Annotated in this window: 21 protein-coding genes and 5 pseudogenes; 14 read left to right on the top strand and 12 right to left on the bottom strand. The window is 58.2% G+C overall.

Annotation, left to right across the window (positions count from 1 at the left end; translation table 11 throughout):
* Nucleotides 1–246 precede the first annotated feature (246 nt).
* Nucleotides 247–462, bottom strand: coding sequence for a hypothetical protein (locus ACIQJ2_RS00415; RefSeq protein WP_400666679.1), 216 nt, complete (start codon nucleotides 460–462; stop codon nucleotides 247–249).
* 235 nt (nucleotides 463–697) lie between these two features.
* Between ACIQJ2_RS00415 and ACIQJ2_RS00410 the strand changes: the two genes are divergently transcribed.
* From ACIQJ2_RS00410 to ACIQJ2_RS00390, 5 genes and pseudogenes are all read left to right on the top strand, one after another.
* A complete protein-coding gene (locus ACIQJ2_RS00410) occupies nucleotides 698–1,996 on the top strand; it encodes an NRAMP family divalent metal transporter (RefSeq protein ID WP_400666681.1) in 1,299 nt (432 codons plus the stop codon).
* 86 nt (nucleotides 1,997–2,082) lie between these two features.
* Nucleotides 2,083–2,259 carry a hypothetical protein gene (locus tag ACIQJ2_RS00405; RefSeq protein WP_400666683.1) on the top strand — a complete coding sequence of 59 codons (177 nt, stop codon included), beginning with the start codon at nucleotides 2,083–2,085 and terminating at the stop codon, nucleotides 2,257–2,259.
* A gap of 110 nt (nucleotides 2,260–2,369) precedes the next feature.
* A complete protein-coding gene (locus tag ACIQJ2_RS00400; protein ID WP_400666686.1) occupies nucleotides 2,370–2,870 on the top strand; it encodes a ferritin-like domain-containing protein in 501 nt (166 codons plus the stop codon).
* A gap of 67 nt (nucleotides 2,871–2,937) precedes the next feature.
* Nucleotides 2,938–3,195, top strand: coding sequence for a DUF6894 family protein (locus ACIQJ2_RS00395; RefSeq protein WP_400666687.1), 258 nt, complete (start codon nucleotides 2,938–2,940; stop codon nucleotides 3,193–3,195).
* Nucleotides 3,196–3,551: 356 nt separating this feature from the next.
* Nucleotides 3,552–3,803 (top strand): annotated as a pseudogene (locus ACIQJ2_RS00390) (SDR family oxidoreductase); the annotation flags it as partial.
* Between the two features lie 318 nt (nucleotides 3,804–4,121).
* Here the strand turns inward: ACIQJ2_RS00390 and ACIQJ2_RS00385 are convergent.
* Both ACIQJ2_RS00385 and ACIQJ2_RS00380 read right to left on the bottom strand, forming a co-directional pair.
* Nucleotides 4,122–4,619, bottom strand: coding sequence for a BON domain-containing protein (locus ACIQJ2_RS00385; protein ID WP_400666689.1), 498 nt, complete (start codon nucleotides 4,617–4,619; stop codon nucleotides 4,122–4,124).
* Nucleotides 4,620–4,678: 59 nt separating this feature from the next.
* Nucleotides 4,679–5,601: pseudogene (locus ACIQJ2_RS00380) on the bottom strand (hypothetical protein).
* A 411-nt stretch (nucleotides 5,602–6,012) separates the two neighbouring features.
* Between ACIQJ2_RS00380 and ACIQJ2_RS00375 the strand changes: the two are divergent.
* Together ACIQJ2_RS00375 and ACIQJ2_RS00370 are read left to right on the top strand one after the other, a co-directional pair.
* On the top strand, nucleotides 6,013–6,492 hold the full coding sequence (locus tag ACIQJ2_RS00375; protein ID WP_400666691.1) for a divalent metal cation transporter: 480 nt from the start codon (nucleotides 6,013–6,015) through the stop codon (nucleotides 6,490–6,492).
* 139 nt (nucleotides 6,493–6,631) lie between these two features.
* Nucleotides 6,632–7,171, top strand: coding sequence for a hypothetical protein (locus tag ACIQJ2_RS00370; protein WP_400666693.1), 540 nt, complete (start codon nucleotides 6,632–6,634; stop codon nucleotides 7,169–7,171).
* Nucleotides 7,172–7,359: 188 nt separating this feature from the next.
* On the opposite strand, the pseudogene ACIQJ2_RS00365 reads toward ACIQJ2_RS00370, so the two are convergent.
* The 7 genes and pseudogenes from ACIQJ2_RS00365 to ACIQJ2_RS00335 form a co-directional block, all read right to left on the bottom strand.
* Nucleotides 7,360–7,777 (bottom strand): annotated as a pseudogene (locus tag ACIQJ2_RS00365) (GXWXG domain-containing protein).
* 108 nt (nucleotides 7,778–7,885) lie between these two features.
* Nucleotides 7,886–8,086: a GFA family protein gene (locus ACIQJ2_RS00360; RefSeq protein WP_400666848.1), complete on the bottom strand. Its 201-nt coding sequence runs from the start codon at nucleotides 8,084–8,086 to the stop codon at nucleotides 7,886–7,888.
* 101 nt (nucleotides 8,087–8,187) lie between these two features.
* Complete coding sequence (locus ACIQJ2_RS00355) at nucleotides 8,188–8,676, bottom strand: hypothetical protein (protein WP_400666695.1); 489 nt, start codon at nucleotides 8,674–8,676, stop codon at nucleotides 8,188–8,190.
* Nucleotides 8,677–8,802: 126 nt separating this feature from the next.
* Nucleotides 8,803–9,036 (bottom strand): DUF6894 family protein, encoded by a 234-nt coding sequence (locus tag ACIQJ2_RS00350; RefSeq protein WP_400666697.1) that lies wholly within the window; start codon nucleotides 9,034–9,036, stop codon nucleotides 8,803–8,805.
* A gap of 284 nt (nucleotides 9,037–9,320) precedes the next feature.
* Nucleotides 9,321–9,503, bottom strand: a pseudogene (locus ACIQJ2_RS00345) (hypothetical protein); the annotation flags it as partial.
* A gap of 133 nt (nucleotides 9,504–9,636) precedes the next feature.
* Nucleotides 9,637–9,822: a hypothetical protein gene (locus ACIQJ2_RS00340; RefSeq protein WP_400666699.1), complete on the bottom strand. Its 186-nt coding sequence runs from the start codon at nucleotides 9,820–9,822 to the stop codon at nucleotides 9,637–9,639.
* Nucleotides 9,823–9,926: 104 nt separating this feature from the next.
* On the bottom strand, nucleotides 9,927–10,868 hold the full coding sequence (locus tag ACIQJ2_RS00335) for a DMT family transporter (RefSeq protein ID WP_400666701.1): 942 nt from the start codon (nucleotides 10,866–10,868) through the stop codon (nucleotides 9,927–9,929).
* A gap of 89 nt (nucleotides 10,869–10,957) precedes the next feature.
* Here ACIQJ2_RS00335 and ACIQJ2_RS00330 point away from each other — a divergent pair, with 89 nt between their 5' ends.
* A complete protein-coding gene (locus tag ACIQJ2_RS00330) occupies nucleotides 10,958–11,575 on the top strand; it encodes a CGNR zinc finger domain-containing protein (protein WP_400666703.1) in 618 nt (205 codons plus the stop codon).
* Nucleotides 11,576–12,100: 525 nt separating this feature from the next.
* Here ACIQJ2_RS00330 and xth read toward each other — a convergent pair.
* Nucleotides 12,101–12,877: an exodeoxyribonuclease III gene (gene xth, locus ACIQJ2_RS00325; protein ID WP_400666705.1), complete on the bottom strand. Its 777-nt coding sequence runs from the start codon at nucleotides 12,875–12,877 to the stop codon at nucleotides 12,101–12,103.
* A 282-nt stretch (nucleotides 12,878–13,159) separates the two neighbouring features.
* On the opposite strand from xth, the gene ACIQJ2_RS00320 reads away from it, so the two are divergent.
* The 6 genes and pseudogenes from ACIQJ2_RS00320 (at nucleotide 13,160) to ACIQJ2_RS00295 (ending at nucleotide 17,203) form a co-directional block, all read left to right on the top strand.
* Nucleotides 13,160–14,059 (top strand): Ku protein, encoded by a 900-nt coding sequence (locus tag ACIQJ2_RS00320; protein WP_400666707.1) that lies wholly within the window; start codon nucleotides 13,160–13,162, stop codon nucleotides 14,057–14,059.
* Between the two features lie 12 nt (nucleotides 14,060–14,071).
* Nucleotides 14,072–14,878, top strand: a complete 807-nt coding sequence (locus ACIQJ2_RS00315; RefSeq protein WP_400666709.1) for a Ku protein — start codon at nucleotides 14,072–14,074, stop codon at nucleotides 14,876–14,878.
* Nucleotides 14,875–15,905, top strand: a pseudogene (gene ligD, locus ACIQJ2_RS00310) (non-homologous end-joining DNA ligase). The gene ACIQJ2_RS00315 and the pseudogene ligD overlap by 4 nt, the downstream one beginning before the upstream one ends.
* Nucleotides 15,906–16,075: 170 nt before the next feature.
* A complete protein-coding gene (locus ACIQJ2_RS00305) occupies nucleotides 16,076–16,549 on the top strand; it encodes an Hsp20 family protein (protein ID WP_400666711.1) in 474 nt (157 codons plus the stop codon).
* 72 nt (nucleotides 16,550–16,621) lie between these two features.
* A complete protein-coding gene (locus ACIQJ2_RS00300; protein WP_400666713.1) occupies nucleotides 16,622–16,921 on the top strand; it encodes a DUF982 domain-containing protein in 300 nt (99 codons plus the stop codon).
* A 9-nt stretch (nucleotides 16,922–16,930) separates the two neighbouring features.
* Nucleotides 16,931–17,203: a hypothetical protein gene (locus ACIQJ2_RS00295; protein ID WP_400666715.1), complete on the top strand. Its 273-nt coding sequence runs from the start codon at nucleotides 16,931–16,933 to the stop codon at nucleotides 17,201–17,203.
* Here the strand turns inward: ACIQJ2_RS00295 and ACIQJ2_RS00290 are convergent.
* Entirely contained in the window at nucleotides 17,191–18,180 is a 990-nt protein-coding gene (locus ACIQJ2_RS00290) for a hypothetical protein (RefSeq protein ID WP_400666850.1), read from the bottom strand. The genes ACIQJ2_RS00295 and ACIQJ2_RS00290 overlap by 13 nt on opposite strands.
* Nucleotides 18,181–18,188 lie beyond the last annotated feature (8 nt).

Here is an 18,188-nt window from a genome sequence, read left to right as displayed (position 1 = left end):
GTTCCCTGCAGCGCAGACCCTATTGAAACGAAGTCAAAGAATGCGCCGCTCACCCCAGTCCAAGTGACGTTGCCTTGAGTTACCGTTCCGGAGCAGTCGCCACGGCGACCACAAGGACCTCTGACCGCCATGGAAATCCACAGCGCCGCTGCCAGCAGGCAACTCGCCTTAGGTTTTAAGTCTGTTATGCCCGCACTTCTTCCGCGAACCGGGATCGCAGGGTGAACTCGGGCATAACTCCAACTTCTATCGAACCCGCATGTCTTTTGTCAGGTCGCGAAAGGAAGGCGCGCGTTGCTTTGCCGCCATGAGCAAATCTAGTTCGATCGACGAGGGTCCGAATCGGACGAAGAGGTCTTCAGCCGTCTTATCGTTGAGGCCATATTTTTGCTGGAAATCCGCTAGACAATAGGCGGCGCCCCTTAAAAGTCGCCTCCGTTCGAAAGTGCGCCGCGTTTCCATCGATTGTTCTCCTCAATGTTCCGACCAAGCAAATCGATAGAGCGGCGAAAAGTTCCGTCGGGCGAAAGTGTAACCTAAGGTATGCAAACGGCAGGCTGACCCTTCCTCGGATTTTCTGCGGTTGCATTGCCTTTGGGTGCTCGCACGCTTTGGGAACAAATGACGGTGTCCAGCTGTTCATTCAGCGCGACCGATAAACATGTTTCGGTCCTCACCGTCTGGCTGGGAGGCAGTTATGAGCGGCTATCAAATGGACGACAAAAGCGTTGTCGTGGAACCTTCAAAACCACGAATTCTGGAGATCCTGGGGCCGGGGTTGGTCACCGGTGCCTCGGACGATGACCCGAGCGGGATCGCGACCTATTCGCAGGCCGGGGCGCAGTTCGGCTATGCGGCTAGCTGGACCTTGATATTCACCTATCCGCTGATGGTGGCCATTCAGACGATCAGCGCCCGCATCGGAAGGACAACGGGCCGGGGGCTGGCAGGCAGCATGGCGAAATGCTATCCGGGCTGGGTCGGTGTCGCTGTAACCATCCCCCTTCTGATCGCCAATATCATCAATCTCGGCGCGGATCTTGGCGCAATGGGAGATGCGGCACATTTGCTCGTCAATGGCTACGCGCTTCTCTATGTCGCCGCTTTCGGGATCATATGTATCCTTCTGCAGGTCCTTCTCAAATACAAGCGCTATGTGGCCGTCTTGAAGTGGTTGAGCCTGGCGTTGCTTTCCTACATCGCAACTCTGTTTGTCGTGCATGTCGATTGGTCGAGCTTCGCGCGTGGGCTTGTGCTGCCGACATTCAAGATGGACCCAAGTTACTGGTCGATGATCGTCGCCATCTTCGGGACGACCATCAGCCCCTATCTCTTTTTCTGGCAGGCATCTCAGGAAGCGGAAGATCTGAAGGAGAAGCCCCGTGAGGAGGCGTTGATTGAGCACCCCCAGGAAGCGAAGAAAGCGAATACCCGGATTACTCTGGATACGTTGATTGGCATGGCCGCATCCAATGTCGTCGCGCTTGCTATCATCACGACGACCGCCGCCACGCTCAACAAGGCGGGTACGACCAATATCGAAAGTTCCGTCGATGCGGCGAAGGCCATCGAGCCGCTCGCCGGACATTTCGCCAAGATTATCTTCGCAACAGGCATCGTTGGAACAGGGCTGTTGGCCGTGCCGGTTCTCGCCGGTTCGGCAGCATATGCCCTCGGTGAAGCGGCGCGCTGGAAAGTGGGGCTGTCTCGGGAGCCGAGCGAGGCGAAGGCCTTTTACACCACCATTGGCCTGGCGACCGTGGTTGGGCTGTTGTTGAACTTCACGCCGATCTCGCCGATGAAGGCCCTGTTCTGGAGTGCGGTGATCAACGGCGTGGTCGCCGTCCCCGTCATGGTGATCCTGATGCTGATCGCGTCCAACCCAAATGTCATGAAGCAGTTTGCCATCGGCGGCGGCTTGAAAGCCCTTGGCTGGGCATCGTGCGCCGTGATGTCTTTCGCCGTCGTCGGCATGGCTGTCACCGCATTTTTTTAGCAATCACTTAGGAACCAAACTCCTGACCGGCTGTTTTAAGCACGAGACCGCGGAGGTCTCGCAATCACACAAGAGGAGAAAACATCATGGCAAACCAAGGTGGATCCCACGAGCAGCACGTCAAAGCGGGCCAGCAGAGCCGTAAGACATCGGATACAAAGCAGGCTGCGTCACATAACGAGCGTCGGTCAGGCGACGGCGCCAGCGGTCGCTCTCGCGAGCCGCAGGTAAAGGCCGGTCAGCAGAATCACAAGAAATCCTGATCACGTTCATCGACAAGCCCGCGCGAGCGCGCTTCTGCCGATTTTCCAGAATCGACTGCGGGCACAGCCCACAGTTTGAAGCGGACAATCCAAATTCGACGGAGAACATCATGGCACCCGAAAAGACCTTGAACGATCTGTTTCTGGATACTCTGAAAGACATCTATTACGCGGAAAAGCAAATCCTGAAAGCCTTGCCGAAAATGGCGCGCGCCGCCCAGGCACAGGAGGGCAAAGACGGCTTCCTGCACCATCGCGATGAGACCCAGGGTCACGTCGAGCGGTTGGAGCAAGTGTTCGAGATCCTCGGGAAGCCTGCTCGCGGCAAGACCTGCGAGGCGATCCAGGGGATCATCGCGGAGGCCGACGAAATCATCGAGGAGTTCAAAGGCACACCGGCGCTCGACGCCGGCCTCATTTCTTCGGCACAGGCAGTGGAGCATTATGAGATCGCGCGCTACGGCACTTTGATCGAATGGGCCAAGCAACTCGGCCTTAAGGATGCGGTGCCACTCCTCCAGCAGACGCTCGAGGAGGAAAAGGCGACCGATCAGAAGCTCACAAAGCTTGCAGAATCCACGGCAAATTCAAAGGCAAAAAAGGCAGCCTAAGGCGGCTGTTATACGAACCCTTCCCATATGGTGCGCTGCGACCGCAGCGCGCCTCCAGAGGATGGACATGACGAGGTTTTATTTTAGGACGAGAGACAGTGAAAGCGTGCTCGACGATGATCAGGGTCAGGATCTTCCCGATCTTCTCCAGGCGGTCGATGAGGCGAGGCGCATACTGGCGGAAATGGCTGCGGACGACATCCCCAAAAAGAACGGCGAACGTCTTTTTGTTGAAGTTGCAGGAAGGGACAGGATTGCGGTGGTCCGGTTGGCTTTGACGATGGAAATTTCCTATCTTGCTGAGAACAATGACGTCGGCGGCTAGGTTCTGTCGATCAGCTTCTCTAAGTTCCTACCTGTTTGTCCGAAGGTGTATTTCCTCACAACGCGTCTGAGGGAATGGTCGACCTGATAACCACTCCTGTAGGATTCCATTCCCGATCCACCGATCGTCCGAGCGAATTGATCGTCGCGCGCGCTAGTTGCGAACCGAACCAGCTTGTCTCACTCGGCTTAATGGATGGTCCCCAATTTCTGTCCAATTCAGCATGAGCGTCCTATCGTGGCGCACTTCGATCTCGTCTCCGCCCTGCTTCGTGGAAGAGCCCATACTTGACCGCATTGGTCGCGAACTCATGGAGGAGCAGCGCCAAATGTCGTTTGGCATTTAATCGTAAGAATGCCGCCGCCAAGCAGTTGATCGAACGCGGTATCCGAGCCAATGTCGTCGCCCCGGGGCCGATCTGGGCGGCACTTCAGCCAAGTGGGGGCCAACCCGACGCAAAGGTCGAGAACTTCGGCAAGTATAGCGATTTCGGTCGGCCTGGCCAACCCGTGGAGTTGGCGCCTGTGTTTGTCCTTCTCGCCTCTCAAGACGCCAGCTTCATCAATAGCGAGGTCTATGGTGTCACCGGCGGAAAGGGCGTTGCATGATCAGGAGAGATGTGCTGCAAGCAACGAATACTCCCTCTGTCCGAACAGGTGTCTCGTTTGCGGTCCAACGCTTGAGGTTCTGACCCTCAGTGTCTCCTCTATCCAACGACGTTCTCCGAAAAAAGGCCCGGGCTGAAGCCGGGCCGGAGTTGTGGAGCGAGTTGACCGGAAGGGATCAATGACTCGCGCGGGCTCAACGGGCGCAGCTTTGAATAGTTCCCTGCGTCGGTGGACCCCGAGCACATTTGATTGGTCTGTCATTTCCCAAGCGCGCGGTTCCACATTCAAGCAGAGGTGTCACCAGTGAACGGACTGATGCTACGCGTCGGGCGGAATATGGGAATCTACGCCTATTGTTCGCAGATTGTTGCGAACCTCGACAACGCCGGCCACCGATAGAACAAGGGTTTCAACATGTCGTGCGAGCCGAGCAGTGTCGACACTGCCTTCCAACGTGACGATACCTTTTTCGGCCTGTAGCTCGATGCTGTCGACATCGATTTCATTTTCCTCCGCAAGACACTCGGTAATCAGTGCTTCAAGCTGATCACTATCGATGCGGTCTGCCGAAAGAGGACCGGGGGTGTGGGCAGTGTCTTCTTCGGCGCCTGTCGCGTCTGCTGCATTTATGATGAAACTGGAACTGCGCTCTTCGTCGAAGTTTGCTGCGGTGTCGCCGTATGGCGTGTTTTCAGGGTTGGATGAGGCTTTGGCATCTTCATCGGAATATGGCCACCCTTCGCGCTCATCACGTTCCTCGTAGTCACGATAATCTTCTTCTCGAGACAATGGCTTCGGCTTGTTAGACTGCTTCATGTCGATTTCCTCTTTTGGCGTGGGCCAGGCCACGTATGCGTGTTGCCTGACTCGCGAAATCACCCGGTCACTGACCGGCGTGATGTTGGGGAACCGAAGCTATCGGTCACTATCAGATCTTCTTCTTCGTCACGTTGGGCTCCGCCGAGCGCGGCCGCTGCTGAGGCAATGAAGGCGCCAACAAGCAGTGAAAGCGCACCCAATAGTGCTGTCGTCGCAGCCGATTTGCGTGCATCGTCGGCAACTTTTTGCGCAGCGACCTTTGCATCATCTATGCGTTTCAAAACGGTCTCGAGGCGTGCTTTGGCGTCATCGGCAGACAGGCCGGTACGAGCCGCGACAACGGTGGCAAGATAGTTTTTGTCTTCATCGGGTATCTGTCCCTGGACGGCACCGTTTAACAATATACGAGATATTTCCGCTACCGCCGCATCATCATTACTTGCTGCGTGTTGCTGGCTTTGGCCCGGGCGTAGCAGAGCGTCGGTGAAGTAGGATACCGAAAGGTTCGCATTCGAAGACGCTGAAGACGTTGCCGTGGCGGCGGTTGTAGCCACTGCACCGACCGCCCGATTGCCGCACGCGGCAAGCGAAGTCAGCGACAATGCGAGAAAGCCAGCGACAAATAGAGTAGCGAGCGCCCAGCTGATAAACCCATGAGCGGTGTCGCGAAAGAATATCTCCTCCGTTCGAACCGCTGCCCATTTTGTTCGAAGCCGACCCGTTAGATAGCCTCCGAACGCCGATGAAAGCCACTGCACGATCACGAGCCATATCGCGGAGGTAATGGCCAGCGAACCGATGGATGCGCTTTGACCTTGCCAGGGCGAAACCATTGTCAGCCCCACACGCCGCTACCAAGGAGGATCAGTATGAGGCTGATGCCCGTTGCGGCGACGGCGCCGCCAATGATCGGCCCCCATGTCAGTGCCGACTGCGAGGACGCGATCGGTATTGCACCGGGTGCGTCTGAAAGTGACATAGCCGCCTCCTATCGCATGAAGAGAACGAGAAGGATGACGATCGGCAGTGGAATACCAAGTAGCCAAAGAAGAATGCCGCGACCCATGACTATAAACTCCTCTAGAAATTTCGATTTCTTGCGAATCAGCAACGCAGAGGCCTAGTGCTTGTTCCCCCTAAGAAGCGATTGGTCGCACAGGATCTTCTCGATTTACTCTGCCGCGTTTCAGGTTGGGAGGACCGCATCGGCCACCGCTATTGGTCGGCCTGAAAGGCGATAGGAGCCTGATGCAGTCGGGGAAGATAAGACACAAGTTACGAAGAGAGGTGTTGTGCGATAGGTCCTGCGCTGAAGGCCGGATCGCAAACAGCATAGTGGGACGGCTGGGAATTGTTAGCGGTGCCGTTTGACGTTCCGGAGAGCGTGGACGTGATCATCAATGTCAAGAGTTCATCATGGCCCAGCCTATCGCTTTTGGTAGGTACGCACTCGAACGACGATAGCGGCAACATGCAATTCGCCAAGATTATCTTCGAAACAGTCGTTATTGGGACAGGGCTGTTGGCCGTGCCGGTTCTCGCCGGTTCGGCGGTATATGCTGTCGGCGAGGCGGCACGCTGGAAAGTGGGGCTGTCCGTGGAACCGAGCAAAGCGAAGGCCTTTTACACCACCATTGGCCTGGCGACCGTGGTTGGGCTGTTGTTGAACTTCACGCCGATCTCTCCGATGAAGGCCCTGTTCTGGAGTGCGGTGATCAACGGCGTGGTCGCCGTCCCCATCATGGTGATCCTGATGCTGATCGCGTCCAATCTAAAAGTCATGAAGCAGTTTGTCATCGGCAGGGGCCTGAGCGTTCTGGCATGGGCTTCCTGCCTCGCCATGTCTTTGGACCTCGCCGCATGGCACTGACGGCATCTTTCTAGCAATCGCTGAGGAACTAAACTTTCGAACAACTGTTCGAGACTTGAGACCGAGGAGGTCATAACAACAAGACAAGACTAGCACCTCGCTTGCCAGAATTCGGAGCTGACCAATTGGGAGGGGGGCGATGGGACTTGGCGCCGCAAGCGCTCAATTACGAAGGGGAACAACTTGGCTGGAGATCGGTTTCGCCTTGCGCGAACAGGAAGCACCCATATTCACCGGAAATTGGGCGGACGGAGTGTCCGGCCAACCCGCTCACGACAGGAGGAACAATGCCACTGAAAGCACTTGCCTTGAACGGTACTTTGAAATCCTTGGACTCGTGGCGTCCTCGACCGGCAAATTGCTCGAGCTCATTTCCGAAGAGTTCAAAAAGCATGGCGTCGTCTCATATGGCAAGGTCGCCGCGGTTGCGGTGGTCCGCAACGAGGACGGCGCTCACCACGTTTCGGCGGAGATCTTCCAGGCCCTCAATGATGTCGGTTTTACGATCCCAGCCAATGCTGTGGCCTACTGGGTAGGGGCGGCAATGGGATCGACGAACTTCGTGGATCTGGAAAAGACCCCGGAGGCCGTTCAGACAATGATATCCGTGCTGGCCCACAACACAGTGCATCTCGCCAAGCTCCTCAAGCAGTCAGCATATCCAGGGGAAGAAGGGTAATTGAGCAATGGCCATGGTCACCCGGCAAGCCCGACGAGAACAGTCGTGCGAAAGCCGGCCGTATGTTCACTCAGTCGGATGTTTCGTCAAAGGCCGGCTAACTAGTGTACCTCATTCGTCCGCCGGCGAGTTCGACCCGCTTGGCGATGTTGCAACCGTGCGGCGTTTCCAGGAAGACTGCCTATCCGTCAAGCGCCCCGTCGCTCGTCTCCGTCGATGATCATCATCCCGGCGACTTCGTTTTCACTTACGCGTCGAAAGAAGTCGGCGATCGGCTGCTTGTCGTATACCATCGCGGCGGTTTCCACGCCGTCGATCATTCGCAGGGTCAGCATCGCCGTCGTTTCGCGAGCACGAAAGGCATTCTGAAGGTAGGAGAACCATTTCCTGGCAACGAACGTCCGGCCGAGGGAAGCCAAGCGGATCGCCATCCTGATCGGGAAGAAGGACGGTTCGATCGGAACTAGACGACCGGGTGCACTGGAAAAGCAGGGCGTCCGCGCGCAATTTCGGATGGAACCGCTTGCCAAACCAACGCAGGTTCTCGAGCACGCCGTCTAGCGGGTGATCCGACGGGATGCCGGCGCCGCGCCACAGGCCGACCATCTCTTCCGGCAAGACCGGCTTCAAGGAGGCGAACCATTCAATTCGCTCGTGTTGACGAACCTGCTCAATTGTCTCTTTTCCGCTCAGAACGTCTCCTGCGTCTCCTCTTCAGGAAGACCGACGCCGCAGTCGGCCCAGTTCGTCGCCGTCGTATTGGAGGTAGAGGGGCACCCCGCAGTTCGGACAGAAGTCGCGCGTCGCTATCGGCGAAGACCTATAGGCGGAGGGCGATCGTTTGGTCCATCGAAGATCTTCGACCCTCGCCTGCACGAGGACCGCAAAAAGCTCGCCGGTCGCCTTCTTGCACATGTCGCAACGACAGTATCCAGAGTGCAGAGGATCGTCATCGAACTCGTAGCGGCAACGTCCGCACAGGCTCCACCACTCCAGTGCCAAGCCATGTCCGCCCCCTAACGCGTCGCGCCGAGGAAGAAGGCGAGGGCGGCGACAATAGCGACAGTCGCGATGGGCCGCTCGCGGATCGTGTCTTCGACGTCCTGCACGAAGCTACGGACTTCGGACCTCGCGAGCGACGTCGCGCTGGATGCGACTTCCGTCGCCATCCCGGCCATGCGGTCGGCGTCCCTTCGAAGCGCACGCGGGCGAGCGCCGCCGGCATCGGCGCGATCGGCGGACCGGCGGCCTTCTCCTGTCGAGCGGAGCGCCTCTTCCACGAGCGGGAATTCTTCGTCAGTTTCCGGCTTATGTCGCACGCGATCGGCTTCATCGGCGTCGGTTCTTCCGGCCGGGACGGCGGTGTGGGTGGCGGAGACCGGATCCGACGCCGGGAAGGTGTCTTCGAGGCCAATGTCGAGATCGCCCTTTAGGGCGCGTTCGCGCTGGGCTGCCTGTTCGATCTTCATAGATTTGACTGCTGGGGAATCCTTAGGTTTTGGCATGGTCGTCCTCCTGTGTGCGTAAGAAAGACGGAGGGCGCCTTGAAGTTCCGTGCTCTCGCGGCGTCCGGCCCCGGCGCATCTGTTTATCGGCAAACTTTTACCCCGGTTCGCGGAACTGACGGACGCCTAGTCCAGTCCGATGACGTCCTTGAAGGCAACCGTCCCGACCACGTCGACTTCGTCGTTGGCGATCTCGAACATGCGGTCGTCGACCTTCTCGTGTTGAAGAACGAGCTCCGCAACCATTTCCCGAGCCGCCTGCCGGGCTTCATCGAGGGCGATGGAGAGCGATGGCAGATCAACGCCCTCCAGATCCTTCTCGTATCCATCGATGTCCCTGACGTGGAAGTAGAATTTCATCTACGCTACCTACTTTTGCTGGGAAACGCCTAGGGATCTTGCCTGTTCCATGCCTGCTTGGAACGGCGAATCGATCTTCGCGAAAGGCCCCATCGCATCACCGTTCTCGGGCCCGTCGCCGAAGAGCACCAGCTCGCCAGGCAAGTAGGGTGGCTCCAATGAGCAGCACGTCAAGGCTGGGGAACAGAGCCACAAAATTTCGAATTGGCCTACACGCGAGCTAATTCGAGCCCCGACATTCCCGTAAGGGCGACGGGTGCGGATCACTCCGCGCCCGATTTGCATCATACGATAGGTGGCGAAGCCTTGCCCACTTTGATGGAGGGTTCCCGTCCCCAAACCCTTAGTTTTCCGAGTTCCCCCACAAATCCAGCAATATCTTTCGCGCTCAAGAGCGCTACGGTGCCTTCGTCGAGTGGCATGGAAATTCCCGCTTTGTCGAGAAGCGGTAAGGCCGATCGGTCGTATGGAAACGAAACGGTCAAGATATTGGGCTGACTTGAAGCCCTCCATGACGCGCTCTCGCCGCTGAGTAGGGTAGCGGGGAATTCTCCGGCCGGCTATTTAGGCCCATGTGGGATCGATGTTCGACCCCAGACATTACAGTGCCGACGGTCGGCCTATTTGCGCAGGCGACATGCGCCCAAAGTCAACTTCGGCGAGGTCCATGGCATCGACAAAAGCGTCGATCACCCGAAATGGATGATCTTCGTTGAATCCATCCTCAAGATGATCCGGAAACAGCGTAACCTGGTCGCGGCCGATACCTTCGATATAGCCCGACATACCACCTCCGATCGACCAAGATGAGTGTACATCAGGAGAGAGTTTTTACGCCTCGGCTGACAGTGGTCACCTCTCAATGCACATTCCGGTTCTTCAGCAGATCGTCAGGTTTCGAGAGCGGCTGCATCAGTCGCGGATGCGCCTGACATTGCGAGATAGGCGCCACTCAGCATGATGACGATTCCGATCACATCCATCATAGTAACCTCCTCAGCAAAGAAGACGGCTCCGAACACGACAGCGATGACAGGCGACACGAAGGCATAGCTGCCGGCGCGGGACGCACCGATGTCCCGCAGCAGTCGCATAAAGGTCGTGTAGCCGATCAGCGATCCGAAAATCACCAGGAATGACCAGCCCAGCCAGGCTGCGGCACCCCATTTGCGGGAGAGAGCGGAAACAGCACCCGGTTCGACAGCTAGCGCTGCAAGCAGCAGCACAGCGCCGCCGACAAGCGTGGTGAAACCTGCGACGAACGAAGCGGGATAGGCTCGCAAGAGAGGACGTGAGAGTACCGAGCCGTAGCCATAGGTGAAGGCCGCTGATGCAACTGCCAAGCCGCCCCATAGGCTCGCGCCTGGAAAGATGTCTGGACCTGAGGGAGCAGGGGTAGCAGTCGGCCAGAAAAGTACGATCAGGCCGGTGACGCCCAGCGCGATTGCGGCGATCAGGCGGCCATTCAAGGTCTCTTCTTTCAGCAGGAGAGCGAACACCAGGAGCGCGATCGGGGTGAGTGACATCTCCAGAACCGCGGCGGTCCCAGAATCGATATATTGCATTCCCCAGAAGAGAGGGCCGTAGCAGAGCGTGATCATCATGATGCTGGCGGCAGCAAAGCGAAAGCCGTCTTCTAGCCTGAACCCCTTTGTCTCGCCTTTCACCACTGCATATAGAAGGAGCAACAAGCCGGCAGCTGTAAAACGCGTGCCGGCGAACAAGAGCGGCGGCACGGTCTCGATGCCTGCCTTCACTCCGATCCAGGTACTTCCCCAGATTGCGCATAACATCAAGAAGCGCAGATGATTCCTGTTGACGCTGGCGACCATAATGGCTCCGATCACGTAACGGGTAATATTTATATATCCCGTTACAACGCTCTCTTGTCGAAATCGTTCCGGTAACCGATATTCGAGCGATGACCACGCAAAAGACGATCATGGACATCAGCCTGTTCGGCGGCCATCCGTCGCTCGACTTCGTCAACACCGTCGACAGTCGGGGCGAACGCTGGGGGCCGGATTTTCTGAACAGCTACGACGACCTCGTGGCCTGGGCTCGGCGCCTGGCCGTGATTGATGACAAGGAAGGTGGCACCTTGCTCTCAAGGGCGCACCAATCACCCATAGAAGCTGAACGTGAACTCGCGAAAGCAAAGGAATTGCGGGAAGCTCTCTGCCGTCTATTCCTGTCTGAGGTTGATGAAAGCCAGTTCAGCCACGAGGATCTAGATCTCGTTGGCAAAATGGCGAGAGATGTACATTCGCGACAATCATTGGAGCGTGTGGCAGGCAAGATCACTTGGCGTGGTGCGGATGCCAAGGAACTGGAAGCAATCCGCGACCGCGTTGCCAAGTCCGCCGCCGAGCTTTTGACGTCGCGAGACGGAAGACGTCCAGTGCGACAATGCCAAGGACCAAACTGTGGTTGGCTGTTTCTCGACCGATCTCGTGGTGGTCACAGGCAGTGGTGCTCGGACAAGACCTGTGGATCGCATGCCAGAGTGCGCAGGTTTCGCGCGACGCAGGCTGACTGAACTAATTTTGGTTCACTTGAATCGCGGCGGGACTGGTGGCCCTTGGCGCATGACCTCAGTTCGCCGGCAGCGCGCGACGTCGCGCTGGAAAAGGAAGGGCTGCCGATCGCCGAGGCAGAACATGTAATTATGCAGGTGGACCATAGAAGGACATTACCCCCATGACGAATTCTCATCCAAACGTGTTACTGGAAACGCCCCACCTGACGATGCGGCCTTGGCGTCTCGAAGATCGAGAGGTATTTCACGCATTGAATGTCGAGCCCGATGTGCAACGATATCTGTCCCCTTTGATGACCGCGGATGGGGCTTTAGGCGCTGGAGGAATAGAGTGCTGGTCAACTCATAGGCATGTGCGGGATCGCACCTGTGAGCTGGGAAGCGCCATTTGGACCGGCCGTCGAATTAAGCTGGAGACTTTAATCGAAGTGGCAAGCCAAAGGGCTCGCCAGTGTTCGGATATCTTCGCTATAGACAACCGGCAGAGGGGGCTCGTCGAGACGGGATATCTGGTCACGAGATAAGTTATCCGTCGTCGAGTTCAATCCAGGTGGGTGCGTGATCGCTCGCGTGCTCCCAGCCCCGCGCGAACTTATCGACGCCACCCGCTGTCAGCCGTTCGCGCAGGGAAGGGCTCAGCAAAAAATGATCGATGCGCAGGCCGGCATCTCGGGCGAAGGCGTTTCGAAAATACTTCCAAAAGGTGTAGATCCGGTCGTTCGGATGCAGGAGCCGGATGGCATCCGTCCAACCCATGGCGATAAGCTCGGCATAGGCGGCCCGAACTTCCGGTCGAAACAACGCGTCGTCCAGCCAGCGCTCCGGCTTGTAGACGTCGAGGTCTGTCGGCATGACGTTGAAGTCACCGACAAGTGCAACCGGTACCTCGAGTTCGAAAAGTTCGGCTGCATAGGCGCGCAGCCGCTCGAACCAGCGAAGCTTGTAGTCGAACTTCGGCCCTGGCGCCGGATTGCCGTTCGGAAGATAAAGACAGCCCACGACGATTCCATCGATCGCCGCCTCGATGTAGCGGCTGTGACTGTCGTCGGGATCGCCTGGAAGTCCGCGACGGGTTTCACGCGGTTCCTGGTCACGGGCGAGGATCGCTACGCCGTTCCAGGCTTTCTGGCCGTGCCAGATGGCACCATATCCGGCACGTTCGAGCTCGCGGCGCGGAAACTTCTCATCGGGCGCCTTCAGCTCCTGCAGGCAGACGATATCCGGCTTCGCCTCGTCCAGCCACCGCAGCAGCACATTGAGGCGGCCGTTGATGCCATTGACATTGTAGGTGACCAGCTTCATCGACTTGATCAGCGCTTGTGGTCGCCCTTATCACGGCGGACGTAGCGTTTGTCGGTACGGATGTCGATCAGTTCGCGCTTGGTCATGGCAGGACTCCTTATGGTTGCTGCATGGCTAAACGCGCGTGGTGGCCAAAAGATGCATGTGAATCAGGAGTCTAGCCGCGACTCGCAAAAGGCGAGCTTCCGAAGGGCTAAGCTATTGAAAAATGATTCGTTTCGATGTGGAACAATTCCTTGCTGATTTGCTTGAATCGCATTGGTTGTGTCAGGAGTCTGCGTCATGGTTGCCCCGAGAGCGAATTGGAAAGGCTTCATCAAGTTCGGAGAGGTCGCATGTCCCGTGGCACTCTACACAGCGACATCGTCGTCGGAGCGTATTGCGTTCAACACGCTGAACCGCAAGACCGGCAATCGGGTGAAGCGCGAGTTCGTGGATACTGAGACCGGCGATCCTGTCGAACGTGACGACCAGGTCAAGGGCTACGAGATCGAAAACGGCCAGTATATCATTCTCGAGCCAGACGAGGTGGCCGCTGCTGTCCCGGACAGCGATAAGACCCTCAAGGTCGACGCCTTTATTCCCTGCAAAGAAATCGACGACGTCTATTTCGACAAGCCGTATTACTTGGCGCCCGACAAGATGGGCACCGATGCCTTTGTGCTGCTGCGCGACGGTATGAAGAAAGCCAAAGTCGCGGCGATCGCGCGCACCGTCCTCTTCCGCCGTATGCGCACGGTGCTGATCCGGCCGCACGGCAAGGGCCTGATCGCCACGATGCTCAACTTCGACTACGAGGTCCGCTCGTCGACCGAAGCCTTCGAGGAGCTACCGGATTTGAAGATCCAGGGCGAAATGCTGGAACTCGCCGAGCATATCATCGGCACCAAAAAGGGCAGCTTCGACGCCAGCACATTCGACGATCGCTACGAGGCGGCCGTTGCCGAGCTGGTGAAGGCGAAAATCGAAGGGCGGTCGCTGCCCAAGAAGAAAGCGCCGGTCGCATCGAAACCGAGCGATCTGTTGCAGGCTCTTCGGGAGAGCGCCGGTGTCAGTGGCAAGGCGGGATCGAAGCCCACCGCCGCCAACGCCAACAAAAGTGCCAGCCGGCAAAAGGCGGCAAAGCCCGTGGCCGCCACCAAGGCGAAACGGGCCGCTGCAACTGCCCGCCGTGCCGGTTGATTGGAGGATACCATGGCTCTTCGCCCCCACTGGAAAGGCTATCTGAAGCTGTCCCTGGTCACCTGTCCGGTGCAGATGATGCCGGCAACCTCGGAAAACGAGAAGGTTCGCTTCCACACCCTCAATCGCGAGACACAAAACCGCGTGGTCAGCCACTATGTCGATTCTGTCACCGGCAAAGAGGTCAAGGAAGAGGACGAGGTCAAGGGCTACCAGCGCGGCGAGAGCGACTATGTCATGCTGGAAGACGAGGAACTCGAAAATGTGGCCCTTGACAGCACCAAGACCATCGACATCTCCACCTTTACACCGCGCGACAGCATCGAATGGATCTGGCTCGACACGCCCTATTATCTGTCGCCGAACGATCCCGTCGGCCAGGAGGCGTTCTCGGTCATCCGTGACGCAATGGAATCCCAGGACATGGTCGGCATTTCGCGGCTGGTCATCACGCGGCGCGAGCGCGCCGTCATGCTGGAGCCACGCGGCAAGGGTATCGTGCTTTGGACATTGCGCTACGGGGACGAGGTGCGTGATGAAGAAACCTATTTCGAGGGCATCGGTGATGAGACAGCGGATTCCGACATGATGCCGCTGATCCAGCAACTGATCGAAAAGCAGACGCAACATTGGGACCCGAAGATGGTGATCGATCCGGTGCAGGACCGGCTGCTCGACATCATCGCCGACAAGAAGAAGGCGCTGAAGAAGCGATCGAAGGCCAAAGCGCCGGCGTCAGCAACTGCCCCAAGCAACGTCATCAACATCATGGATGCCTTAAAGAAGTCGGTCGCGACAGAGACCCGGACCGGCAAATGAGCAGACGCGCCAAGGCCCTGTTGCAGGACGATAGCCTTACCGCGAAATCGCAGCCGCGCCGAAAGCGCGATCCGGCGCAGCCCAACCTTCCCTTCGATCCGATGCCAGACCGCGTCGAGCCTTGCCTCGCCCTGCTGAAGTCGGTCTCTCCGAGCGGGCCGGATTGGGCTTTCGAAATCAAATGGGATGGCTATCGCCTAGCGATCCACATCGAGCCAAACGGCGTTAGAATCATCACCCGCGGCGGCCACGACTGGACACATCGGTTTCCCGCGATTGCGGCGGTTGCCAAAGAGCTCGGGGTCGGGACGGCAATCCTGGACGGCGAAGCCGTGGTTCTCAATGCGCAAGGCCGCTCGGACTTCGGCGCCCTGCAACGCTCGCCGGGCGGACGCGGCGGCAAACGTGCCTCGACGGAATCCGTCCTGTTTGCTTTCGATCTTTTGTATTTCGACGGGCATGATCTCACGAAAACCGAACTCTCGGTCCGCCGGCATCTGCTGACGGACCTGCTCGATGGTGCCGTCGGTGCCATCCAGCTTTCCGAAGAGGTGCAGGGTGACGGCGCCGAGCTTCTCGAAAATGCCCGCTCGCTTGGAATGGAAGGCATCATCGCCAAGCACCGGGACAGCCCGTACAGGTCAGGACGAACGGGAGACTGGCTGAAAATCAAATGCGTGCAAAGCGAGAGCTTCATGATCGTCGGCTATGAGCCGTCGGCCTCGGGGCGCGGCGGGATCGGCAGCCTACTGCTGGCCGCTCGCCGCGGTCATGACTGGAACTATGTCGGCGCTGTCGGCACAGGCTTCAAGAGAAAGATGCGGCCTATCTGAAGAAGACGCTCGATATCCTGAAGATCACGACGCCAGTGGTGCCCTTGAAGGGTAAGAATTATGTTTTCGCGCAGCCGACGCTGATCGCCGAGATCGAATTCCGGGGCTGGACCGACGACGGCAATCTGCGCCATGGCTCGTACAAAGGCCTGCGCGACGTTCAGGATAATACCGCGGTTTACGAGCTGGATTGAGTGGCGCGGGCAGAGGCCAAAAAGCAAGAATGTTTTCTGCAACGGCTCTTGAATCCAAATATGCCAAAAACCAAATCGATTGCCGCCAGCCGCTGATGAAGGGCTGGCGCTTTTTGGGAGTGCCGTCTTTCGGCGCTTCCGTACCCATGTTGCTTCAGGAGGATATGGCTATGGCAACATCTTACGACTATGCACCGCTCTTCCGTTCGAGCGTCGGCTTCGACCGGGTCTTCAATCTTCTCGAAAACGCTCAGCGCGCCCGCTCGATCAGCGACTGGCCGCCTTATGACATCGTCAAGACCGGCGCTGACAGCTACCGGATCTCGATCGCGGTGGCGGGCTTTGCCCAGGACGATCTCGACATCACCTTCCAGTCCAACCTTCTGACCGTCACAGGCAAGAAGCAGGAGGCATCCGCCGATGGTTACCTGCATCGCGGTATCGCCGGCCGGCCGTTCGAACACCGGTTCGAGCTTGCCGATCATGTCAGGGTGAACGGAGCCGATCTGAGGAACGGTCTTCTGTCGATCGACTTGGTTCGCGAGATCCCCGAAGCACTCAAGCCGCGGAAAATCTCCATTGAACGTGCGCCCGCTTCGACATCGACTGCACCCGCACAGATCGAGGCGCAAAAGGCAGCTTAATCCGCATTGTCCGCAGAACAAGGGCGCCGTGGCTACGGCGCCCAAACATTCCGGGTTGGGAAGGAGAGTAAGATGAAACCCGATATGTTCAGACAGCCTGTTTCCATTCTCGTCGGCCTCGGCTTTCCGGCCGAGGTTCGCGGAGTGATGGACGCCTACCGCCATCTCGTCGAATGGCCGGCCTCGGTGAGGGATGCCGCGCACTCGGTCGCGCTGAAGGCATGCAGTGCCGCGCTGCGCGGTGAGATAGAAGCGGAAACCGCGCGCGGTCTGTTTGCCGCCTTCGCCGAGAAACACGATCTGCTGGCTCCGGACACCAATTCGATCGCCGCCTCACGCCTGCGGCGCGATCGGGATCCGCACGTGAGGTGAGGAGAGACGATGCACGACGTGTTGCATCAGGCAGCCAGCAACGCGGCGGCGATTAGGCCAACGGTCCTACTCCAGGGCATGAAGCTTCGCCGGCCGTTCGATGTGGCCAGAGCGCCTGCGCTTTCCATCGACGACAAGCGGGCGATCCTTGCGGCCTGGGCGTCGGACCTTTACGCTGTCGATTCAAAACCGGCGCTCCGTCAGATGCCGGGAACCCCAGAGCCAATTTTGATCGATGAAGTGGAGGCTGCGCTCAGAGAACTCGATCGCTATGGTATCTGACGGATCATAGATGAGCCGACAGTCTGGCCGCCGACACGATACCAGAATCGGCGGGGAACGGCCCATGCAGTGCGACGGTCATTGTCTCCGGCTGTCGCGCGCGTGTTCGATGGCGATGCGGTCCGTCTCCTGTATTTGGCGTCGCGGCGCGCGGTTCGCAGTTCGTCCAAGGTCGACAACCACCAGCCGCGTTGCAGATCTTGAGGTGCTGGAGATGTTCGTGCTGGCCACGTGATCACCAATTCTTCCAGCGTTCCCCGTCGCCACGACGTCCAGACATACTCCTCACCTCGCGCTGCTGGAAAGTAAAACGAGTCGACCGTGGCGTTATCTGCCAACTCACCGTCCGTACCAGTGAAGAAAACGACTCCGACATGTGTGCTGACAGCACAATCCAAAGGCGGGCCATCATTGGCCGGGACGGGGTACCGTTTCCGCCGGCGCTCCCTCGTCTGTGCCTTCGACACCTCGGCTTCCTCGGTGCCCTTTATCGCTTCAAGTCGCGCCTTCCGCACCTCGGGTTCATTGTGTTCGGCGGCAATCTCTATTGCCGGCCACCGCCGGCGGAGTTCGTCGAACGAACGGTAAGGCACCGTCCAGAGGCGTCGGTCCGCATCCCAGCGCGCAAAGGGAATTTCTCGGATTTCGTTGATGACGGTGCGCGAATAGGGTGTCCGGATCTCAAAGGAAGAGGGGCCAGCTTCCAGATAGCGGCCTTCAATCGGATCGAACGCGAAGGCATCTCTGCCCTTCTCGTCGGCGAATGCCTCGGCCTCCGCTTCCATCTCTGCGCGCCAACGGCCAATGCGACTCTCAGCGGTGCGCCCTGGCACGAACCAGGCTTTGAGACGATCGCTCCATCGCGCGCGGGGAAACGCTTCGCGGAAGCGCTGCAGGGTGATGCGATCGCGGGGCAGCTCCGTCGTCGCGCCGTCGCGCGGCTCTAAGGGAGCATCGCTGTCCGGTTTCTGTTCCATTATGCTGT

The organism is Rhizobium sp. NPDC092011, from assembly GCF_044756305.1.
GTDB lineage: Bacteria > Pseudomonadota > Alphaproteobacteria > Rhizobiales > Rhizobiaceae > Rhizobium.
Note: the sequence above shows the minus strand (reverse complement) of the source record. Positions and strands in the feature narration are given on the sequence as shown.